The organism is Kribbella sp. NPDC055071 (genome assembly GCF_053608045.1).
This window is the reverse complement of the sequence record NZ_JBSGUS010000014.1, coordinates 216,357-235,640: the sequence shown is the minus strand read 5'-3', so window position 1 is coordinate 235,640 and position 19,284 is coordinate 216,357. Positions and strand designations below refer to the sequence as shown.

The 19,284-nt window shown below is 66.9% G+C and carries 21 protein-coding genes; 11 read left to right on the top strand and 10 right to left on the bottom strand.

Annotation, left to right across the window (positions count from 1 at the left end; all coding sequences use genetic code 11):
- Positions 1-72 precede the first annotated feature (72 nt).
- Positions 73-777, top strand: coding sequence for a pirin family protein (locus ACWF4Z_RS23920; RefSeq protein ID WP_452245343.1), 705 nt, complete (start codon positions 73-75; stop codon positions 775-777).
- Here the strand turns inward: ACWF4Z_RS23920 and ACWF4Z_RS23915 are convergent.
- The gene (locus ACWF4Z_RS23915; protein ID WP_452245342.1) at positions 774-1,103 is read right to left on the bottom strand and encodes an L-rhamnose mutarotase; all 330 of its coding nucleotides are present in this window, start codon (positions 1,101-1,103) and stop codon (positions 774-776) included. The genes ACWF4Z_RS23920 and ACWF4Z_RS23915 overlap by 4 nt on opposite strands.
- A 163-nt stretch (positions 1,104-1,266) precedes the next feature.
- Here ACWF4Z_RS23915 and ACWF4Z_RS23910 point away from each other — a divergent pair, with 163 nt between their 5' ends.
- Entirely contained in the window at positions 1,267-3,171 is a 1,905-nt protein-coding gene (locus ACWF4Z_RS23910) for a penicillin-binding transpeptidase domain-containing protein (RefSeq protein WP_452245341.1), read from the top strand.
- Positions 3,172-3,289: 118 nt separating this feature from the next.
- Positions 3,290-3,616 carry a TFIIB-type zinc ribbon-containing protein gene (locus ACWF4Z_RS23905; RefSeq protein ID WP_452245340.1) on the top strand — a complete coding sequence of 109 codons (327 nt, stop codon included), beginning with the start codon at positions 3,290-3,292 and terminating at the stop codon, positions 3,614-3,616.
- Here the strand turns inward: ACWF4Z_RS23905 and ACWF4Z_RS23900 are convergent.
- Positions 3,613-4,020, bottom strand: coding sequence for a PaaI family thioesterase (locus ACWF4Z_RS23900; protein WP_452245339.1), 408 nt, complete (start codon positions 4,018-4,020; stop codon positions 3,613-3,615). The two genes, ACWF4Z_RS23905 and ACWF4Z_RS23900, sit on opposite strands and share 4 nt — an antisense overlap.
- A 64-nt stretch (positions 4,021-4,084) precedes the next feature.
- On the opposite strand from ACWF4Z_RS23900, the gene ACWF4Z_RS23895 reads away from it, so the two are divergent.
- The 5 genes from ACWF4Z_RS23895 to ACWF4Z_RS23875 all read left to right on the top strand — a co-directional run bounded on the left by ACWF4Z_RS23895 (position 4,085) and on the right by ACWF4Z_RS23875 (position 8,446).
- Positions 4,085-4,549, top strand: coding sequence for an N-acetyltransferase family protein (locus tag ACWF4Z_RS23895; protein ID WP_452245338.1), 465 nt, complete (start codon positions 4,085-4,087; stop codon positions 4,547-4,549).
- A 103-nt stretch (positions 4,550-4,652) separates the two neighbouring features.
- On the top strand, positions 4,653-5,675 hold the full coding sequence (locus ACWF4Z_RS23890; protein ID WP_452245337.1) for an ABC transporter ATP-binding protein: 1,023 nt from the start codon (positions 4,653-4,655) through the stop codon (positions 5,673-5,675).
- Positions 5,672-6,484 (top strand): ABC transporter permease, encoded by an 813-nt coding sequence (locus tag ACWF4Z_RS23885; protein ID WP_452245336.1) that lies wholly within the window; start codon positions 5,672-5,674, stop codon positions 6,482-6,484. The genes ACWF4Z_RS23890 and ACWF4Z_RS23885 overlap by 4 nt, the downstream gene beginning before the upstream one ends.
- Complete coding sequence (locus ACWF4Z_RS23880; protein WP_452245335.1) at positions 6,481-7,320, top strand: ABC transporter permease; 840 nt, start codon at positions 6,481-6,483, stop codon at positions 7,318-7,320. Before ACWF4Z_RS23885 ends, ACWF4Z_RS23880 begins: the two co-directional genes overlap by 4 nt.
- 31 nt (positions 7,321-7,351) lie before the next feature.
- Entirely contained in the window at positions 7,352-8,446 is a 1,095-nt protein-coding gene (locus ACWF4Z_RS23875; RefSeq protein WP_452245334.1) for a DNA polymerase IV, read from the top strand.
- A gap of 161 nt (positions 8,447-8,607) precedes the next feature.
- Here ACWF4Z_RS23875 and ACWF4Z_RS23870 read toward each other — a convergent pair whose 3' ends face one another.
- The 8 genes from ACWF4Z_RS23870 to ACWF4Z_RS23835 are packed head-to-tail and all read right to left on the bottom strand — an operon-like array spanning position 8,608 to position 16,894.
- Complete coding sequence (locus ACWF4Z_RS23870; RefSeq protein ID WP_452245333.1) at positions 8,608-9,114, bottom strand: hypothetical protein; 507 nt, start codon at positions 9,112-9,114, stop codon at positions 8,608-8,610.
- Between the two features lie 10 nt (positions 9,115-9,124).
- Entirely contained in the window at positions 9,125-10,240 is a 1,116-nt protein-coding gene (locus ACWF4Z_RS23865) for an ImmA/IrrE family metallo-endopeptidase (protein ID WP_452245332.1), read from the bottom strand.
- A 56-nt stretch (positions 10,241-10,296) separates the two neighbouring features.
- Complete coding sequence (locus ACWF4Z_RS23860; RefSeq protein WP_452245331.1) at positions 10,297-11,136, bottom strand: amidohydrolase family protein; 840 nt, start codon at positions 11,134-11,136, stop codon at positions 10,297-10,299.
- Positions 11,133-12,650: a sugar ABC transporter ATP-binding protein gene (locus ACWF4Z_RS23855; RefSeq protein ID WP_452245330.1), complete on the bottom strand. Its 1,518-nt coding sequence runs from the start codon at positions 12,648-12,650 to the stop codon at positions 11,133-11,135. The genes ACWF4Z_RS23860 and ACWF4Z_RS23855 overlap by 4 nt, the downstream gene beginning before the upstream one ends.
- A complete protein-coding gene (locus ACWF4Z_RS23850) occupies positions 12,647-13,642 on the bottom strand; it encodes an ABC transporter permease (RefSeq protein WP_452245329.1) in 996 nt (331 codons plus the stop codon). The genes ACWF4Z_RS23855 and ACWF4Z_RS23850 overlap by 4 nt, the downstream gene beginning before the upstream one ends.
- Positions 13,639-14,736, bottom strand: coding sequence for an ABC transporter permease (locus tag ACWF4Z_RS23845; RefSeq protein ID WP_452245328.1), 1,098 nt, complete (start codon positions 14,734-14,736; stop codon positions 13,639-13,641). Before ACWF4Z_RS23845 ends, ACWF4Z_RS23850 begins: the two co-directional genes overlap by 4 nt.
- The gene (locus tag ACWF4Z_RS23840) at positions 14,733-15,824 is read right to left on the bottom strand and encodes a mandelate racemase/muconate lactonizing enzyme family protein (RefSeq protein ID WP_452245327.1); all 1,092 of its coding nucleotides are present in this window, start codon (positions 15,822-15,824) and stop codon (positions 14,733-14,735) included. Before ACWF4Z_RS23840 ends, ACWF4Z_RS23845 begins: the two co-directional genes overlap by 4 nt.
- Entirely contained in the window at positions 15,821-16,894 is a 1,074-nt protein-coding gene (locus tag ACWF4Z_RS23835; RefSeq protein WP_452245326.1) for a sugar ABC transporter substrate-binding protein, read from the bottom strand. Before ACWF4Z_RS23835 ends, ACWF4Z_RS23840 begins: the two co-directional genes overlap by 4 nt.
- A 164-nt stretch (positions 16,895-17,058) precedes the next feature.
- Between ACWF4Z_RS23835 and ACWF4Z_RS23830 the strand changes: the two genes are divergently transcribed.
- The 3 genes from ACWF4Z_RS23830 to ACWF4Z_RS23820 are packed head-to-tail and all read left to right on the top strand — an operon-like array spanning position 17,059 to position 19,284.
- Complete coding sequence (locus ACWF4Z_RS23830; RefSeq protein ID WP_452245325.1) at positions 17,059-17,769, top strand: GntR family transcriptional regulator; 711 nt, start codon at positions 17,059-17,061, stop codon at positions 17,767-17,769.
- Between the two features lie 27 nt (positions 17,770-17,796).
- Positions 17,797-18,645: a fumarylacetoacetate hydrolase family protein gene (locus ACWF4Z_RS23825; protein ID WP_452245324.1), complete on the top strand. Its 849-nt coding sequence runs from the start codon at positions 17,797-17,799 to the stop codon at positions 18,643-18,645.
- 36 nt (positions 18,646-18,681) lie between these two features.
- Positions 18,682-19,284 (top strand): class I SAM-dependent methyltransferase, encoded by a 603-nt coding sequence (locus tag ACWF4Z_RS23820; protein WP_452245323.1) that lies wholly within the window; start codon positions 18,682-18,684, stop codon positions 19,282-19,284.

Genomic DNA, 19,284 nt, shown 5'->3' with positions numbered 1-19,284 from the left:
GGCACCCTCCGTCCGGGACTGCGCCGCCCACCGAGCGGCGCAGTCCCTTTGTTTTGCTGGACAATGGGTGTCATGAGTGTGGAGATCCGGCGGGCGGGCGATCGATTCGAGACGTCGTCGGCGTGGCTGGAGTCGCGGCACTCGTTCTCGTTCGGGCCGCACTACGATCCGGCGAACGTCGGGTTCGGGTTCCTGCTGGCGCACAACGACGAGACGGTTGCCCCCGGCAACGGATTCGACCCGCATCCGCATCAGGACCTGGAGATCGTCACCTGGGTACTGCGCGGAGCCCTGGTGCATCGCGATTCGCAGGGGAACTCCGGGCTCGTCCACCCCGGTCTGGCGCAGCGGATGAGCGCCGGCTCCGGCATCCGGCACACCGAGTGGAACGACGGCGGCGAGCCGGTCCACTACGTACAGATGTGGGTCCGGCCGGATCGCTTCGACCTGCCCCCTTCGTACCAGCAGGCCTACGTCGGGCTGAGCACCGGCGAGCTGGTCCCGATCGCCTCCGGGCTGCCGCACCACGCGGCGAGCACCGCTGTCCGCATCAACCAGGCCGCCGCCGGGCTCTCGATCGCCCGTCTCGCGCCCGGTGATGCGGTCGACCTGCCAACAGCGCCGTACCTGCATCTGTTCGTTGCCCTCGGCACCGCGACGCTCGAAGGTTCAGGAGCCCTCGGTACGGCGGACGCCGCCCGCCTGAACGGCTCCGACGGCGAGACGATCACGGCCGGACCGGCCGGGGCGGAGCTGCTCGTGTGGGAAATGTACTAGTCGGTTTGTTCGCTCATGGTCCAGACGTGGCGTAGGGACTGGCCCGCGACGCCTTCCGGGTTCTGGGCGAAGCCCTCGACGAACTGGCTCATGTGCTGCTGCCAGCGCTGATCGACCGGATCGTTCTTCAGCTGGGCGACCGCAGCCTCGTAGTCCTCGGAGACCACCAGGTGGAAAAGGTCGCGGCCACTGCGCCAGATGGACCAGTCGGTGATGCCGGCCGCGTGCATCACGGTGATCAGTTCCGGCCAGACACGAGCGTGCTCGATCTCGTAGGCCTCTTCGGTGCCGGGAATGAGTCGGCTGTGGAGAGCAAGGCGGGTCACAACAAGGCAGAATACGCCGGACGCTCTCTCAGTTGATGCCAACTCCAGCGGCCGGATGCGCGTCGTACTTGGGTGGATTGAGTAGTTTCGCCCTCGTGGTTGCGAAACCACACGCCGAAGACTGTCCCAGGTGTCCATCCGTCGTCGTGCGAGAGTTGGAATTGTGAAGCGAACCACTGCGATCGTCTGCTTGAGTAGTCTGCTGATCACCGCCGGTTGCTCCGACAGCAAATCCGGTGACGGCAAACCCGACCCGAACAACGAGAAGCAGGCGTCCGCGGCGGTGATCAAGCAGTTCGCCGACGCCTGGGTGAAGGCGTGGGCGCCGAACGGCAAGCCGGACGCCGCCGGTGCGCTGACCGACAACCCGACGGTGTTCGGCAAGCGGCTCGACGATGTCGACACCGCCCTGGTCGCGAGCACCGTGACGGTGGTGCCGCAGGGCGACCCGAAATGCAGCGACAACAACAACTGCACGCAGGATCTCGCCGTCGAGGCGCAACTGCGCGGCATCGGCACGATGAAGTGGACCAGTACGGCGACCGCCGTGAAGACCGGCGACGCCTGGAAGATCAAGGCCTCCGGCGACACCATCTACCCCGGTCTCGGCGACGCGAACTACCTCAAGCGGGTTCGCGCGCTCCCCAACCGCGCCTCGATCCTGGACCGCAACGGCGTCGCGCTGACCGTGAACCGCCCGGTCGTCATCGTCGGTGTGGCCTCCGGCAAGACCGCCACGGCCGCGACGTACGCCGCTTTCACGAAGAATCTCGACGTCGACGGCAAGAAGCTCGCCGCCCGCGCCCAGGCGGCGCCGGCCGGTCAGTTCGTCGAGGCGATCACCATCCGCGCCGAGCAGTGGGAGACGCTGCGACCAACGATGGGCAAGCTCCCCGGCGTGCTGACGATGGGTGGGACCCAGTCGCTGGCGCCGACCGCGACGTTCGCCCGCAACCTGCTCGGCACGATGAAGACGGCGACCGCGGACACGCTGAAGAACGCCGGACCGACCGCGTCCGCGACGGACCAGGTCGGGACGACCGGCCTGCAGTACGCATTCCAGCAGCAGCTCGCCGGGACGCCGGGCGGCACGGTCACGCTGCGCGACGGCAAGACGAAGCTGTCGATCAAGACGGTCTTCGCGCAGAAGGGGGCCGCGGGGAAGCCGGTCAAGACCACGATCGACACCAAGCTGCAGACCTCCGCCGAGGCCGCGCTGGCGGCGAGCAAGCTGCCCGCGTCGCTGGTCGCGATTCAGGCCTCGACCGGACAGATCCTGGCCGCGGCGAACGGGCCGGATCCGGCCAGCTACAACCGCGCGTTCCTCGGCCGGTACGCGCCGGGTTCGACGTTCAAGATCGTCACCTCCGCGGCGCTCCTGGGCAGCGGCCTGACCGCGAACACCCCGCTGCCGTGCACGGACACGGTCAACGTCCTCGGCAAGACGTTCAAGAACTACGACGGTCTCGCGGCGTACGGCGCGGGCACGATGCAGAAGGCGTTCAACGAGTCCTGCAACACGGCCTTCATCTCCCAGCACGGCCGGTTGCCGAGGGACGGGATGACCAAGGCCGCCGCGATGTTCGGCATCGGGCGTGACCTGAACCTGTCGGTCTCGGCGTACGGCGGTCAGGTGCCGACCCCCAAGGACGACACCGCCGAGGCCGCGTCGATGATCGGCCAGGGCACGGTCACCGCCAGCCCGCTGGCGATCGCGCTGGTCGCGGCCACGGTCGACCACGGTACGGCGATGAAACCCGTCCTGGTCCCGGAGAAGGACGCGGCCGGAGCCGCCGCCTCTCCGTTGCCTCCGGCAACCGTCGCGGCGCTGCGGACGTTCATGCGGACGACGGTCACCGGTGGTACGGCCAGGGTCCTGGCCGCGAACGGCGCCGTCGCCGCCAAGACCGGTACGGCGGAGGTCGTCCAGAACGGCAAGGTCGGGACGAACGCCTGGATGGCCGGCTACCGCGGCGACGTGGCGTTCGCGGTCATTGTCGAGGGCGGCGAGTCCGGTTCGAAGGCGGCCGGGCCGATCATCAAGAGCTTCCTGTCCAGCTTCAAATAACCGGTTGGTTGTAGCGCCCAACCAGTTGAGCGAGGGTGGCTGAGAGTTGTGCTCCGAAGATGCTGAGAGTTCGCTGAAACCGCGGTATACCGGGGATTTGGTCACTTAGGGTTGCCGAATGGAGAGCCTGACGTGTCCCAAGTGCCGCGGTGCGATGCGAACCTACGAACGCAGCGGAGTCACCGTCGACCAGTGCGCCGAGTGCCGCGGAATCTTCCTCGACCGAGGCGAACTCGAGCGCCTCGTCGACGCCGAACTCCGCTACAACACCCCGCAGCAGTCACAGCAGCAGCGCCCGGAGAAGCGCTACGACGAGAAACGGTACGAGGAGAAGCGGTACGACGACCGCCGCCGCTTCGACCACGACGACGATGATGACGACGACCGCCGCTACGGAAGCCATCCCCGCAAGAAGAAGTCCTTCCTGGAAGGGCTTTTCGACTAGCGGCGGATGACGGTGCCTTGGGCTATTGCGCAGAGGGTGGGGGTGCCGGAGGTGTCCTGGGTGGAGAGTTCGCAGGTGCAGGTGGCTTGGCGGGTGCCGGCGTACGTGACTTTTGCTTCGGCTCTGAGCAGGGTGCCTTGGGCGGGGCGGAGGTAGCTGATGGTGAAACCGCCGGTGAGGACCTCTGGGCCGAGAGTGGATCCGGCGGCGAAGGTGATCGCGTTGTCGGCGGCGTACGCGAGGACGCCGCCGTGCAGGAACCCGTTCTGCTGTTGAAGATCCGGGCGGATGTCGAGCTCGAGGGTCGCGCCGCCGGCGCCGAACGCGGTCACCCTGGCGCCGAGCAGCACGCTGAACGGCTGCGCGGCAAGGATCTTCTCGGCCAGCTCGAGAGTCAGCTCCATAGCGACAGGTTAACCAGCCGGTAGCCGGTGTCGGCACCTGCCGGGGCGCGTTATCGTCGGGCAGGTGACCACGCCTTCGGTGACGCTGCGCCCGATTTCCGAGACCGAGTTCGCCGGTTGGAGGGATCGCGCCGCCGCGTCGTTGGCCGCCGGCATCGGGCCGACCCGGGGGCTCAGTGAGGACGAGGCGTTGACGGTCGCCTACCCGGAGATCGACAAGCTGTTGCCCGAGGGCCCCGGCACCGAACAGCACCTGATCTGGATCGCCTGGGACGGCGATCAGCCGGTCGGCAGCCTGTGGATCAGCACCAAGCCGCGAGTGGCGTTGATCTTCGGGCTCGAGGTCGACGACGGCCACCGCGGCCGGGGCTACGGCCGCGCGATCATGCTCGCCGGCGAGGAGGAGTGCCGCCGCCTCGGCCACCACCAACTCGACCTCAACGTCTTCGGCAACAACACCACCGCCATCCACCTCTACGACTCTCTCGGCTACACCGTCACCTCCCAGCAGATGCGCAAGCAGCTCTGAAACCCGGTGGACAGCGCTTTCTCGGTCGGATTAGCGTGCCACCTGGCAGCCGCTCGTCGAGGCCCGGCAGCATCCGACTCTCTCTCGAAAGCGGTGCATCACCGTGGCGTACGTTCGTGACCCGTCGCCTGTCATTGCGGCCAACGATCTGACCAAGACCTACACCTTTCATCAGCAGCGCGCTGGGCTCGGTGGCGCGCTGAAGAGTCTGGTCAGGCGGAAGTACGAGACCAGGCTGGCGGTCGACCGGATCGGCTTCACGATCGATCGCGGCGAGGTCGTCGGGCTGCTCGGCCCGAACGGCGCCGGCAAGACGACCACGCTGAAGATGCTTTCCGGCCTGCTGTACACGACATCCGGTGAGCTGGAGGTCCTCGGCTTCACCCCGTCGGACCGCAAGCACGACTACCTGCGTCGGATCGCCTTGGTGATGGGTCAGAAGACCATGCTCTGGTGGGACGTTCCGGCCATGGAGAGTCTCCTGCTGCACAAGGAGATGTACGGCCTGTCCACAGCGGAGTTCGACCGCAATGTCGCCGAGCTCGCGGAGCTGCTCGAGGTCCAGGACCTGCTGAACGTCCAGGTCCGCAAGACCTCGCTCGGTGAGCGGATGAAGCTCGAGCTGATGGCGGCGCTCGTCCACGGCCCGGACATCCTCTTCCTCGACGAGCCGACGATCGGGCTCGACGTGGTCGCGAAGGCGCGCGTCCGGTCGTTCCTGGCCGAGGTGAACCGGCTCCGCGGGACCACGATCCTCATCACCAGCCACGACATGGACGACATCGAGGCGCTCTGCTCGCGGGTGATGATCATCGACCACGGCCGACTTCAGTACGACGGTGCCCTCGACGAGCTCGTGCACACGGCACGGCCGCGCAAGCTGGTGCGGGCGACGTACGCGACGGCCGTCGACGGCAGCCCACTCGCCGCACTGGATGGTGTCGCGGGGGTCTCCGCAGTGGATCACACGATCACGCTGGAGGTCGACCGGGAGCGGGCCGGCGACGTGATGGGACACCTCACCCGCCTCGGCCCACTCGTCGATCTCGATGTCGCGGACGCCGACATCGAGGAGATCATGCGCGACCTGTTCCTGCGGCGCGGGACGGTCGGGGAGGGGTCGTGAACACGCTGGTCCGCACCGCGCGGGTCCTGCGCCGGATGACCGCGGCCGACATCGCCCAGGCGTCGATCTATCGCGGCGCGTGGATCATCTTCATGGCGGCGAACATCTGCGTACCGATCATCTCGCTGCTGATCTGGCGGACGGCGATCGCGAACGGCGCCCAACTCCCGATCGACGAGCGGTACATCACGACGTACTTCGTGCTGCTCAGCTTCGTCACGATGGCGACCTCGTCCTGGATGGCGGCGTTCCTCGCTCAGGACATCCGGCTGGGGAAGTTGTCGAGCTGGATGGTCCGGCCGGCGTCGTTGCTGGTCGGCTTCGTCGCGAACAACCTGTCGGAGAAGTTCCTCAAGCTGTTCGCGTTGGTGCCGATGATCGGGATCCTCTGGTGGATCTTCCGCGACTCGATGAACATCCCCGCGGGTCCGGGCCGGTGGGCGCTGTTCGCGGTCAGCATCGTGCTCGGGGCGATCCTGGTGTTCACGATCGACATCCTGATCGCGTCACTGGCGTTCTGGATGGACGACGTGACCGCGCTGGCACAGGCTCGTCTGATCATCGCGAGTGTGCTGTCCGGTGCCGTCGTACCGCTGGCTTTGATGCCGGACTGGTCCCGTGGGTTCGTCGACTACCAGCCGTTCCGGTTCACGGTGTCGTTCCCGGTCGAGATCGTCGCGGGCAACCTCTCGGGGACGGATCTCCTGGTGGGGTTGGGGATTCAGCTCGGGTATGTGCTCGTGCTCGGGGCGCTGACCCGGTTGGTCTGGTCCGCCGGGATCCGTGCGTACTCGGCGGTGGGCGCATGAGCTCGCTCGATCATCGGGAGCCGTTGGATCGCACGTGGCTGCACAAGCAGCGGCGGCATCTCCGGTTGTGGCGGCGGTTCTTCGCGCAGGCGATTGTCCGCGAGACCCACTACCGCGCGCACTTCCTGACGACCTTGCTGGTCGGGTTGGTCCAGCTGGGGCTTGGCGTCGTACCGATCCTGTTGTTGTTCGGGTTCACCTCGGAGGTGCACGGCTGGTCGCGGGCCGAGGTCATCACGCTGGTCGGGGCGTATCAGATCACCACCGGACTGATGGCGACGTTCATCGCGCCGAATCTGAACCGGATGACGTCGTACCTCACCGAAGGCGAACTCGACGCCGTCCTGTTGCGGCCGGTATCGAGCCAGTTCTACCTGACGCTGCGCTGGATCAACGTTGCTGAGCTCAGCAGCGTCGTCAGCGGCATCGTCGTGCTGGTGATCGGGCTCGTACAGGCGGAGGTGAGCCCGAACGCCGGTCAGATCCTGCGGGCTCTGGTGCTCGCGGCCTGTGGGCTGGTGCTGTTGACGGCGGTCTGGTCGGCGATGTCGTTCCTGGCGTTCTGGCTGCAGTCCGTGAACTCGATCGGGGCGATCTACCTCAACCTGGTGGAGGCGGGCCGGTATCCGCTCGTGTTCTTCCCGGTCGCCGTGCGCATGTTCCTGATCTTCGCGTTTCCGGTGGCTTTTGCGACCACGTTCCCGGTGCAGGCGTTGTCGGGTGACATCGGCTGGGGATGGGTCGCGGGTGGGATCGGGCTGGTTGTCGTCGCGGTGACGCTGGTTCGGATGCTGTGGGGGCGCGGTCTGCGGACGTACTCGAGCGCATCCAGCTGACCTGTCGGTGGGGTGTGGTTACCTGTGGGGTATGAGCTGGTGGGTCCTGCACGTGGACATGGATCAGTTCATCGCGGCCGTCGAGATCCGGCGGCGGCCGGAGCTGCGGGGGCTCCCGGTCGTGGTCGGCGGGTCGGGCGATCCGACCCAACCACGGCAGGTCGTTGCGACTGCGTCGTACGAGGCCCGCGCCTTCGGAGTCCACTCGGGGATGCCGCTGCGGGCGGCGTACAAGAAGTGTCCGTCGGCGGTTTTCCTGCCGAGCGAACCTGCGACCTACGAGGCTGCGTCCGTCGAGGTGATGGACGCTCTTCGCGCCTTTCCGGTGGTGGTCGAGGTCTGGGGATGGGACGAGTGCTTCGTCGGTGCCGAGACCGACGACCCGGAGGGGCTGGCCGCGGCCCTGCGCGCCGCGGTTGAGGCGGAGACCTCGCTGACCTGCGCGGTCGGCATCGGTGACAACAAGACCCGAGCCAAACTGGCGACCAACTTCGCGAAGGAGTCGCGTTCCCACGCGGAGCCCTTCGCGGGCGCCGGCGACGGTTCTTCCGTCGGCATCTACCGGCTCACGGCCGCCAACTGGCGTTCGGTGATGGACCATCGCCCGATCCGCGATCTCTGGGGTATCGGCAGCCGGATGGAGAAGAACCTCAACGAACTAGGCGTGACCACCGTCGCCGACCTGGCTTCCGCCGACATCGAGGCGCTGCGCGAACGCTTCGGCCCGAACATGGGCTCCTGGTACGCCGCCCTGGGCCGAGGCCTGGGCGACACCCAGGTCACCGACGTCCCGCGCGAGCCCGTCTCCCGAAGCCACGAAGAAACCTTCCCCACCGACCTGGTCGAACTCCCCGACATCGAACGCGAACTCCGCCGCATCGCCGAAGAAGTCACCCGCGAAGTAGTAGCCGACGGCCGCACCATCCAACGCATCTGGGTAAAACTCCGCTTCACCACCTTCTACACCCCCATCAAAAGCCGCAAACTCAAAACCCCAACCCAAGACCCCGACCTAGTAGCCGAAACAGCCCTGTCCCTCCTCGAAAAATTCGACCTCCGCCGCCCCATCAGACTCCTAGGCGTCCGCGTCGAGTTCGTGCCCCCCAACTCCGAACCCACACCGTGACCTCAGCAAACGCCCCGAATCAACGCTTATCGCGTCGCTATATATAACTTTCTTCTGAGAAGGTTATAGCGAGCGACGTGAACCAACCCGCAGTCGCCACAGGGCGGCGGGTGAGCGAGGCAGGTCGCCGTACGTCTCCCAGAAGCCCCATGGCATAGGGCTCACCGCCTCGGCCTGTGGCGGTCGGCTGACCGGAGAGCAGCCACGTACTGCGCGTGAACCTCTGCGGAGATCATGCCTACGCGTTCGGCGAGGAGCAGCAAATCCCAGGTGTCGGCGATCTTGATCCCGTGCGCCTCGGCGTGGATGAGCGCACCGGTGTCGTCGCTGACGAAGACCGCCGTGGACCGGAGCTCGCGGCTCGTGAGGATGGCGATCGTCTCGGCCTCACCCAGGTGTTTGGTCGGCCGGTCGCCGGGCGCGGCCATCGCCTCGCGCAGCATCCTGGTCGTCAACAACTCGGCAGGCGTCGGCTCGAGCGGCCGGCCGAGGAAATCGCGTACGCCGTTGAGCGCGCTCAACCCATCGATGCGAGCCGACCTCGCGCACTCCTGAGAAACCGAGAGGCACCACCGGCCGTTGCCGTTAGCAAGCTTCTCCAGGAGATCGACGCGACCGATGACGGCGAAGTTGATCAGGACGGTATTGTCCGGGAAGAACAGGCTCACGTCTCAACGCTCAGAGGCCGAGGGCTGATGCGAGAGAGTCGACGGACTCGTGCACAGGGGCGGGTCGTTCAACCACCAGGTCATCCTCGGCGGTGTCCAACATCCAGGCCAAGGTGCCCGGTGAAATCTCGCCGAGTGCGATCCGCTGGACATGCGCGGCCTGCAACGACAGGGGAAATCGTCGCACTGCGGACGCGTTCATCCGCTCCGCGATGAGATCGATCGGCAGAGCGAACTGTCCCCCGGTCGCGGCCTGGCCGGCGACGCCGGCCAGGTGATCCCGCAAAAGTCGCTGCGTCGAGCAGTCCAGAAGCTTCCGGACCCGGCCCGATACCGGGAGTTGCAGGCTGTTCAGCCGCGTTACGAGCGCCTCGCAGGAAACGCCTGCGTCCCAGACGAACTCCGCCAAATCGGACGCCCCGATGGCCTGCCAGTCGACCGCACTCAGGACCGCCCGCGGCAGCAGCAACTCGGCGGCGAACGCATTGGCAGCTGCCTCCTGGCCGCCCTTTGCGTCCTCGATGTCATGGTGGCGCAGAGCGAGATGCGCCAACTCGTGCGCCACAGACCAGTTGCTGCGGAACCAGTTCGCCCGAGCAGCCAGCAGGATCACATGCCGACCACCGATGGTGAAGGAGTAGTCAGTCGTCAGACCCGCTATCCGTACGACGTCTACATCCAGCCGATCCTCGACGCGGTCGGCGAACCCGCGCACGTAGCCGTCGCCCAGGGCTGCGCGGAGCGCAGCCGCTGACGTCGGAAGGCTCGCAGACGGGCGCCCTGCGTCCGGATATGCCTGTCGATAGGCCAGCGCGACGTTCGCAAGCTCCTCATCGTCCTGCTCACGACCAGGGACGCTGTGCTCGCCGGTGAGGTGATCGAACTCGTGCCGGGCCGCAATCCGCACGCCGTGAGGATCGGCGTTGCCAGTGATCAGCCAGTGGAGATCCGCGCCGAGGAGGTCGGCCAGCAGTGCCAGCTCGATCGACGAGAACGACCGCTTGTCGTTGAGCGCCCGCGAGAAGGCATCCGGCGTCATCCCGATCTGCTCGGCGACATCTCGCTGCCGAGCCGCCGGGAGAACCGATGCGATGCGCTCCTGCACACGTCCCCCGATGCTGCTCATGCAACGACCTTAGCCCTGAATTGGGAAAATCCCAACTAGCGCTCGCGGCCGGACACTTACAGGTTGTAGGTGGTGGTGGCGGTGGTGGTGAAGATTTGGGTTTGTTCTGTGGGGGTTAGGTGGGTGGTGAGGGTTTCGGTGAGTTCGTGGACTTGGGGGTAGGTGGCGGCTAGGAGGCAGACGGGCCAGTCGGAGCCGAACATGACTCGGGGTGGGCCGAAGGTTTCTAGGACTGTGTCGGCGTAGGGCTGGAGGTCTGCGGGTTTCCAGGTGGACCAGGGGGCTTCGGTGACCATGCCGGAGAGTTTGCAGGTGACGTTGGGGAGGGCGGCCAGCTCGCGGAGTTGGGTGGCCCAGGGGTCCAGGGGGTCGCCGATGACGGGCTTGGAGATGTGGTCGACGACGAAGGTCAGCTGCGGGAAGGCCCGCACGGTTTGGATTGCGGCGGGGAGGTGAGGGGTCTTGGTCAGGAGGTCGTACACCAGGCCGGCTTCGGCGACGGCGGCCAGACCGCGCTGGACGTCGTCGCGCAGGAGCCAATCGACGTCGGGCTCGTCGTGGACCTGGTGGCGGATCCCCTTCAGGTAGGCGCCGTCGGGGCGTTCGCGTAGGGCTCCCAGGGTGTCTGCGATGTCGGGGGCGGTCAGGTCGACCCAGCCGACCACACCGGCGACCAGGTCGTTGCCGGCCGCAACCTCCAGGAGCTCGACGGTTTCGTCGAGCTGACTGACGGTCTGGACGACGACGGTGGACGTGACGTCGGCTGCTGCCGCCGAGGGGGCCAGGTCTTCGATGGAGTAGTTCCGCCGGATCGGGTCCAGCTCGGGACCGACCATCCAGGTCTGCTCGCGGACGGTCAGGTCCCAGACGTGATGATGAGCGTCGACCTTGCTCATGCGGCTGTTGTCCCTTCGGCGTGGATCAGGCGGATGACCTGCTGGCTCATCCGGTCGTAGTCGTGGTCGTTCGGGAGCTCGCCCTGGACGCGGTGATCGCGCATCACGACGACTCGATCGGCCAGGGTGATCATCTCGGGGAGGTCCGAGGTGATCAAGAGGATCGCGAGTCCGTTCGCCGCGAGGTCCCAGATCAGGGTGTGGAAGGCGTCCTTGGTGCGAACGTCGATGCCGACGGTCGGTTCGTCGATGATCAGGATCTCGGTCTGCGCGGCCAGCCACTTCGCCAGCGAGACCTTCTGCTGGTTGCCGCCCGACAAGGTGCCGGCGTGCTGCTCGGGTGACGCGATCCGGATGCCGAGCTTGTCGACGTACGTCGCAACCGTCGCGGTCTCCGCCTTCGCCGGGACATAGCCGAGTGCCTTGCGCAGGCGGTCCCAGATCGTGACGGCGATGTTCCGGCTGACCGACTGCTCGAGGAAGACGCCCTCCTCCTTGCGATTCTCGGTGACGTACCCGATCTTGTAGTTCCGCAGGGCATCCCGGACATTGCGGATCCGCACGACCGATCCACGCACCCGCACCTCGCCGGCGGTGATCCGGTCCAGCCCGAGCAACGCCTTGGCCAGCTCGCTGCGACCGGCACCCACCAACCCGTACAGCCCGACGATCTCGCCCGGCCGGACGGCGAGATCCACGTCCGCGTGGCCGGTCGCCGTACTGACACCGGAGAGCTCGAGCAATGGAGCGGCCGACGCGTCGACGGATCGATCCGGCAGCTTGAGCGCCTCGTGCACGCGGCCGACCATCAGGTCGACAACCTGGTCGCGAGTGAGATCCGAAAGCGCACCGCCGCTGAGCACCGAGGCGCCGTCGCGGAGCACTGTCACCGTGTCGCAGATCTGGAAGACCTCCTCCAGCTTGTGACTCACGAACAGGATCGCGCGACCGTCGTTCTTGAGCTTGTCGACAACGCGGAACAGCAAGGCCGACTCGTTCGGCGTGATCGAGGCGGTTGGCTCGTCGAGCAGCAGGACCCGGCTCTCGATCGACAACGCCTTGGCGATCTCCACCAGCTGCGCCTGCGCCACCGACAGCTCGGTGACGGGCTGGTCCGGATCGATGTCCAGCTCCAACTCGGCCAGCCACCGCGCCGCCTCCGACCGGATCGCGGCGCGGTCGACGAGTCCGCGGGAGGTCGGCAACTTCTGGAGCAGGATGTTCTCCCCGACGGTGAAGCCGGGGATCAGGTTGCGTTCCTGGTGGACGACGCCGATCCCGGCCGACGCCGATTCGTGCGGCGAACCGAACGACACCTCGCGACCGTCCAGCAGCAACCGGCCACCGTCCGGGCGATAGAGCCCGGTGATCACCTTGATCAGTGTCGACTTGCCGGCGCCGTTCTCCCCGAGCAGCGCGTGCACAGACCCGGCCTCGAGGGCGAGCGTCACGCCGTCGAGCGCCCGTACGCCGGGGAAGACCTTGTCGACTCGCTCGGCCTGGAACAGCGTCATGAGACACCTCCTGCCACGGTCGCATCCGGTGCTTTCACGACGGAACGGCGGTCCTGGCGTTTGGTCCGGACTTGGCCCAGGACGACCGATCCGAGCACCACGGCACCGACGACGAAGTTCACCCAGGAGGGCTCGAGGGAGAACTCGGCTCGTGCGGTGTCCACGAAGCGCACGATGAACGCGGCCAGGACTGTCCCGAGCACGACCGCCGAACCGCCGGTGAGGAGCGCGCCACCGATGATCGGTGCCGCGAACGACGGCAGTAGCCAGTCGCCGCCGATGCTCTTGTTCACCCCTGGTGACGATGCGACCGTGAGGATCGCGGCGATCCCGAGGATGGCTCCGGACAGGGTGTGGGCGACGATGACGGATCGGTCGTTGGAGATGCCGGAAAGGCGGGCTGCGATCGGATTCCCGCCGGAGGCGAGGAGTTGCCGGCCAGGGACCGTACGACGAAGCAGCACGGACAGCGCGCCCGCGACGACCAGCGCGACCAGGAAGATCGAGGGCAGTACGCCGAAGAGTGCGGACGAGCCGAAGTCCTTCAATCCTTGGGGATACGCGTCGACCGTGCGGGTGCCGACGATGCGGTACTGCACGCCGAGCAGGACGGTCATCGTGGCGAGCGTGACGATGAAGCCGTTGATGCGGGTCAGGACGACGAGTACGCCGTTCAGCAGGCCGGCGATGGATGCGAGCAGGAAGCCGATCAGGAGCGCGAGGGGGACGGGCACGCCGTGATCGGCCATGAGCACAGCCATGGCCGCCGCAGCGAATCCACCGATCGCGCCAACAGCCAGGTTGAGTTGACCCACTGCGAGAACCACCATCTGAGCCAATCCGATCAGGACCGGCACGGCAAGGAACTGAAGGAGCACTCGTAAGGAATTCGCCGAGAGCAGGTCACCCTTCGAGGCGATCGCCAGAAACACGAAGAACACGACGCAGATGACCAGCAACGTCATCTCGGTAGAGCGCACAAACCGCCTCATCCCTTCCTCCCAGAGTCCGCCGGTGGCCGTGAGCGGGGTTGGCGTTCGGAGAGGAGGGTTCGGATGCGGTCGGTGGAGAGGGCCAGGAGGAGGATGAGGCCCAGGTAGATGTTGAGGCTTTCCAGGCCTACGCCTAGGAGGTCCAGGCCTTTGCGGATAACTGACGTCAGGGCTGTGCCTAGGAGGGTGCCCCAGATGGAGACGAAGCCGCCGGCCAGCAGGGTGCCGCCGAGGATGGGGCCCAGGAACGACGGGAGCATGAACTCCTCGCCGATTGTGGCCTTGATGGAGCCCGTGGAGACGGCGAGCATGAAGCCGGCCAGCGCGGCCAGGCACCCGGACATCGCGTGCGCCACGATCACCCGGCGTGCAGTCGGGATCCCGGACAGCTCAGCCGCCCGCACCGACGAGCCGGTCATCAGCAGCTCACGCCCGAGCCGCGTCCGCGAGTAGATCCACCCCACGACGACCATCGCGACCACCGCGAAGATCGCCAGTTGCGGTACGGCGGGAGACCCACACACGTTGCCGATACACACATCGGCCAGCGAGTAGTTCCGCAACTCACGCATCCCGGCCGGCTTCGTCACGAACGCCGCGTTGTCCGTCAACGCCGTGTACACCAGCGGAATCAGCCCCAGCAGCAGGAAGTCCAGCGCCAGCGTGACCACGAACGAGTTCACCCCGGTCCGCGCGATCACCCAGCCCGCCAACGCCCCGATCGCCGCACCCGCGACGAGTCCGACCAGGAGACCGGCGTACAGGCCGAAGTGCCAGAGGTCGTACGAGATCCCGGTGATCATCATCGAGAACGCCGCCATCCGCCCGACCGCGAGGTTCATGTGGCCGATCGACAGCACGCATAGCTGCGCCAGCCCGACCACGGTGAACATCGCGATATCCCGCAGCAACGGAAACACGACCAACTGCTGGTTGAAGAACGCAGGCCGCAGTACGCCGAACAACGCAGACAACACCACAACCAGCAACAACAACCCGATCCGCTGGTTCGCCCACCACGGCGCACCCCGCGGCGGCTTCTCTACCGGAGCGTCGTCCTGCAGCGCCTGCGTCGCCGTATCGGAGACGCTCATCCAACCCGCCGATCGTCGATCGCGTCGACATCCCAATCGATGCCGAGCCCCGGCGTGTCCGGAGCCACCGCATGCCCGTCCGCGACGGTCATCTCGGCCAGCGTGATCGCCCGCAACTGCGGAATGTGCTCGACATAACGACCATTGGGTACGGCGGCTGTGAGGCTGACATGCAGTTCCATCAGGAAGTGCGGACACACCTCGAGGTTGAACGTCTCGGCCAGATGCGCGACCTTCAACCACGGCGTGATCCCGCCGATCCGGGCAACGTCGACCTGGACGATCCCGGCCCCACCGGAGGCGACGTACTCCCGGAACTGCGACACCGAGTACAGCGATTCCCCGACCGCGATCGGGATCGACGTCGTCGACGCCAGCCGCACATGCCCGGTCACGTCGTCGGCCGGCAACGGCTCCTCGAACCACGACAGGTCGACCGCTTCGAACGCCGCCGCCCGTCGCCGCGCCTCCGGGTACGTCATCGACTGGTTGGCGTCGACCATGATGTCCAGCGAAGGACCGACCGCGTCCCGCACCGCCTGCAGCCGATCGAGATCCTCGTGCACCCGAGGCTTCCCGACCTTGAGCTTGACGCCCGGCCAGCCCGCCTTCTGCGAGGCCAACGCGCCGGCGACGAGCTCATCCGTTGTCAGATGCAACCATCCGCCCTCGGTGTCGTACAGCGGAACCTGCTGGCGATACCCGCCCGCGAGCCGCCACAACGGCTCACCGGCCCGTAGGCAGCGCAGATCCCACAACGCCGTATCGACGGCCGCCAAGGCCAGCGAGGTGATCGCGCCGACGGTCGTCGCGTGCGTCGACCAGAACAATTCCGACCACAGCGCCTCGACGTTCCGAGCGTCCTGACCCACCAACCGTGGCAGCAGATGATCGCGCAGTAACGCCAGTACGGCGGTCCCGCCCGTACCGATCGTGTACGCGTACCCGAGCCCGGTCAGCCCGTCCGATGTCGACAAAGAGACGAAGATCGTTTCCTGCTTGATGAACGACTGCACCGCATCGGTACGGACCGTCTCGACCTCGAGATCGACCAGGAACGCTTCAGCACGGCTGATGACGGTGTTCACTGGCAGCTCAGCTGCGATGCGAACTCCGTCTGCAGCTCCTTGGTCTTCGCCTTGCGCTCGTCGTCGTACGTCGCGACGTTGGCCTTGGTCACGATGAACGACCCGGAGTCGACGATCACGCCGGGCTTCTTCATCGTGCACTGCTTGGACTGCAGCAGGGCGAGCAACCAGCCACCGACGTACGCCTGGCCGACCGGGTTCTGCGTGACCGTCGCGGCGACGCCGCCGGACTTGATGCCGGCCAGGATCTTCGCGTCGTCGTCGATGGCAACGACCTTGATCGGGAGCTTGCTGCTGGCAACACCGTCGGCCGCGGCGACCGCCGGGTTGTAGGCGGTAGTGACGATGCCATTGATCTTTGCGCCCTGTGCGGCCAGCAGGTCGGCGACGGCCTTCTGCGCGGTGGAGAGGTCCTTGTCGATGTCGGTGATCACCGGCAGCTCGGTGACCTTGCCGTTCGTCTCGGCGACGGCCTTCTTCACCCCGGCGATCCGGCGCTGGGTGTTCGAGTCGACGTTGTTGCCGGTCAGATGGACGATCGTGCCCTGGCCGCCGATCGCGTCGATCGTTGCCTTCGCCGCCTTGTACGCCGCCGCCTCGACATCGGTGGACAGGCAGAAGTCGGCCGAGTTGGTGTCACCGGCCGGGCAGGAGGCCAGCGAACCGACCGCGAACCCCTTGGCCTTCAGGTCCTCGAACGTCGAGTTGATGTCCGTCGGCGACACGCCGAAGATGCCGAACGCGTTGTAGCCCTGGGCGGCGAGCGAGCTGACCACGTTGTTCTGCTTGCCCTGGTCCCATTCGCCGGTTTCGTTGAACGTCACGCCACCGAGCTTGAAGTCGGTCTTGTCCTGCTCCGCGGTGGTCTTCCACGGCTGGAAATACGGGTGCGCCCCGCCGGGGATGAGCGCTAGCTTGACCTTCGAGCCGTCCTTGAGCGTGACCGGACCGGATGACGTCGAGGTGGACGCGTCATCCCCGGTACTGGTACCGCTCGAGTCGCTGGAGTTCTTCGTGGTGCATCCGGCGACGAGGGCGAGAGCGGCGAGACAGACCGCTGTCCTACGCACTGTGACTCGCAAAGACGCTGTAACAATCCTGGGGACGATCATGGGGCGGCTCCAGATCCTATAGGATATTGCGTACCCGATGCTGCCGCCTCACACTGGACGCGTCAAGACTCGCCCAGGTAACGATGCGGGTCGGGCAGAATAGCTTCCCGGGAGGAGCGACAGTGACGGATGCGCATGTGGGTCTGGCGGGGCAGCTCACGCGCCTGCCCCAGCGACAGGTACTGAGTGACGACGTCTATGAAACGGTCAAGGGCCTGATCATGGACAGTGTGGTCGAGCCGGGCACCCGGCTGAACATCGACGCGTTGACCCGCGAGCTGGGCATCTCCCAGACGCCGATCCGCGAGTCGCTGGCCCGGCTGGAGTCGGACGGGCTGGTGATCAAGGAGCCGCTGCGCGGGTACCGGGTCTCGTCCCGGCTGTCGCGGGCCGAGTTCGAGGACCTGTTCGAATATCGGCTGCACATCGAGCCATGGGCGGCCGGACGTGCCGCCGAGCGGGCCGGCGCCGACGACCTGGCCCGGCTCAAGGCCGAGATGCTGAGCTACACCGACGTACCGGATCGACCGGCGTACGAGAGCTACCGCGCCATGGCCGCGCACGACCAGCGCTTCCATGACCTGGTGCTGGAGCTGTCCGGTAACGAGACCGCCCGGCTGTCCTTCGCGCGGACGCACTGCCACCTGCACCTGTTCCGGCTGTACTACGGTGGCGGCATCGCGACGAAGGCGTTGCGCGAACACAAGACGGTCGTGGCCGCGGTCCGCAAGGGCGATCCCCAGGACGCGGCCGCGGCGATGCGGGCGCATATCGAGGCCTCCCGGGCCCGGCTGCGACCCATCTTCGACCAGGATCCTGCCACCAAGAGCTGACCCCAACCGCCACCCAGGGAGACATCTGTGGAACTGCTGCGCCTCGGCGCGGTCGGCGAGGAGCGCCCGTACGTGCGCGCCGCCGACGGCACCGTCCATGACCTGAGCCCGATCACCCGTGACATCGACGGCGCGTTCCTGGCCGCCGACGGCATCGCCCGTACGCGCGCCGCCCTGGAGGCCGGCGAACTACCCGTCGCCGACACCGACGGCCTGCGGATCGGCGCCCCGATCGCCCGACCGGGCGCGGTCGTCTGCATCGGCATGAACTATGCGGCCCACGCGGCCGAGTCCGGCGCCGAGCCGCCGAAACAGCCGATCGTCTTCTTCAAGCACCCGAACACGGTCGTCGGCCCGAACGACGACGTACTGGTCCCCCGCGGCTCGGTCAAGACCGACTGGGAGGTCGAGCTCGCCGTTGTCATCGGCAAGCCGGCCCGGTATCTCGAGACCGACGAGGAGGCGCTCGCCTGCGTCGCCGGATACACCGTCTCGAACGACGTCTCCGAGCGGGCGTTCCAGATCGAGGTGTCCGGCGGGCAGTGGTCCAAAGGCAAGTGCTGCGAGACGTTCAACCCGCTCGGCCCGGCGCTGGTCCCGGCCGACGAGGTGGACCCGACCAACCTCGACCTGAAGTCCTGGGTGAACGGCGAGCCGCGACAGGACTCGAACACCCGGGACATGGTCTTCTCGGTGGCGGCGCTGATCCGCGACCTCTCGCAGTACATGGTGCTGAGCCCGGGCGACATCCTCAACACCGGCACTCCGGAGGGCGTCGCGCTGTCCGGCCGGTTCCCGTTCCTGGTGCCCGGCGACACGATGGAGATGGAGATCCAGAGGCTCGGCAAGCAGAAGCAGGCCCTGGGTAAGGCTTGATCAAAACTGTCCCCGGTCGGCTCTAGGGTCGGCCGGGTGACAGACTTTCTCGCCGACATCCGTACGTCCTACGACACCGTCGCCTCGTCCTACGCCGAGCTTGTGGTCGACGGCGCCGACTGGGAGGACGAGGCCTTCGACCTGCTCGTCAAGCTCGTCGCGGGCAGCGGACGCAGGGTGCTCGACGTCGGCTGCGGGCCGGGTCGGACCACCGGCATGCTGGCCGAGCGCGGCCTGCGGGTGACCGGCATCGACCTGTCACCCGGGATGATCGAGGTCGCCCGCCGCGACCGTCCTGAGCTCGACTTCCGCGTCGGCTCGATGACCGCACTGGACCTCGCCGACGGCTCGGCCTCGGGTGTCGTGTCCTGGTGGTCGATCATCCACCTCCCCCGCGACGTCGTACCGCAGGCCTTCGCCGAGTTCTATCGCGTCCTCGCGCCCGGCGGTGTCCTGCTGATGGGATTTCACGTCGGCGAGGAGAGCACCCACAAGACCTCCGGGTACGGCGGCCGCCCGATGAACGTCCACGTCCACCGCTGGACCGCGCCCGCCCTCACGGCACTCGCGGTCGCGGCCGGCTTCGCGCCGTACCTGGCGACCGAAATTCCCGACGACCGACTGCTCTTCCAGAAGTAG

Excerpts from the sequence above, each read along its gene's own strand:
- ACWF4Z_RS23920 (WP_452245343.1), top strand. The coding sequence starts at position 73 with ATGAGTGTGGAGATCCGGCGGGCGGGCGATCGATTCGAGACGTCGTCG.
- ACWF4Z_RS23905 (WP_452245340.1), top strand. The coding sequence starts at position 3,290 with ATGGAGAGCCTGACGTGTCCCAAGTGCCGCGGTGCGATGCGAACCTAC.
- ACWF4Z_RS23900 (WP_452245339.1), bottom strand. The coding sequence starts at position 4,020 with ATGGAGCTGACTCTCGAGCTGGCCGAGAAGATCCTTGCCGCGCAGCCG.
- ACWF4Z_RS23880 (WP_452245335.1), top strand. The coding sequence starts at position 6,481 with ATGAGCTCGCTCGATCATCGGGAGCCGTTGGATCGCACGTGGCTGCAC.
- ACWF4Z_RS23875 (WP_452245334.1), top strand. The coding sequence starts at position 7,352 with ATGAGCTGGTGGGTCCTGCACGTGGACATGGATCAGTTCATCGCGGCC.
- ACWF4Z_RS23865 (WP_452245332.1), bottom strand. The coding sequence starts at position 10,240 with ATGAGCAGCATCGGGGGACGTGTGCAGGAGCGCATCGCATCGGTTCTC.
- ACWF4Z_RS23860 (WP_452245331.1), bottom strand. The coding sequence starts at position 11,136 with ATGAGCAAGGTCGACGCTCATCATCACGTCTGGGACCTGACCGTCCGC.
- ACWF4Z_RS23855 (WP_452245330.1), bottom strand. The coding sequence starts at position 12,650 with ATGACGCTGTTCCAGGCCGAGCGAGTCGACAAGGTCTTCCCCGGCGTA.
- ACWF4Z_RS23850 (WP_452245329.1), bottom strand. The coding sequence starts at position 13,642 with ATGAGGCGGTTTGTGCGCTCTACCGAGATGACGTTGCTGGTCATCTGC.
- ACWF4Z_RS23845 (WP_452245328.1), bottom strand. The coding sequence starts at position 14,736 with ATGAGCGTCTCCGATACGGCGACGCAGGCGCTGCAGGACGACGCTCCG.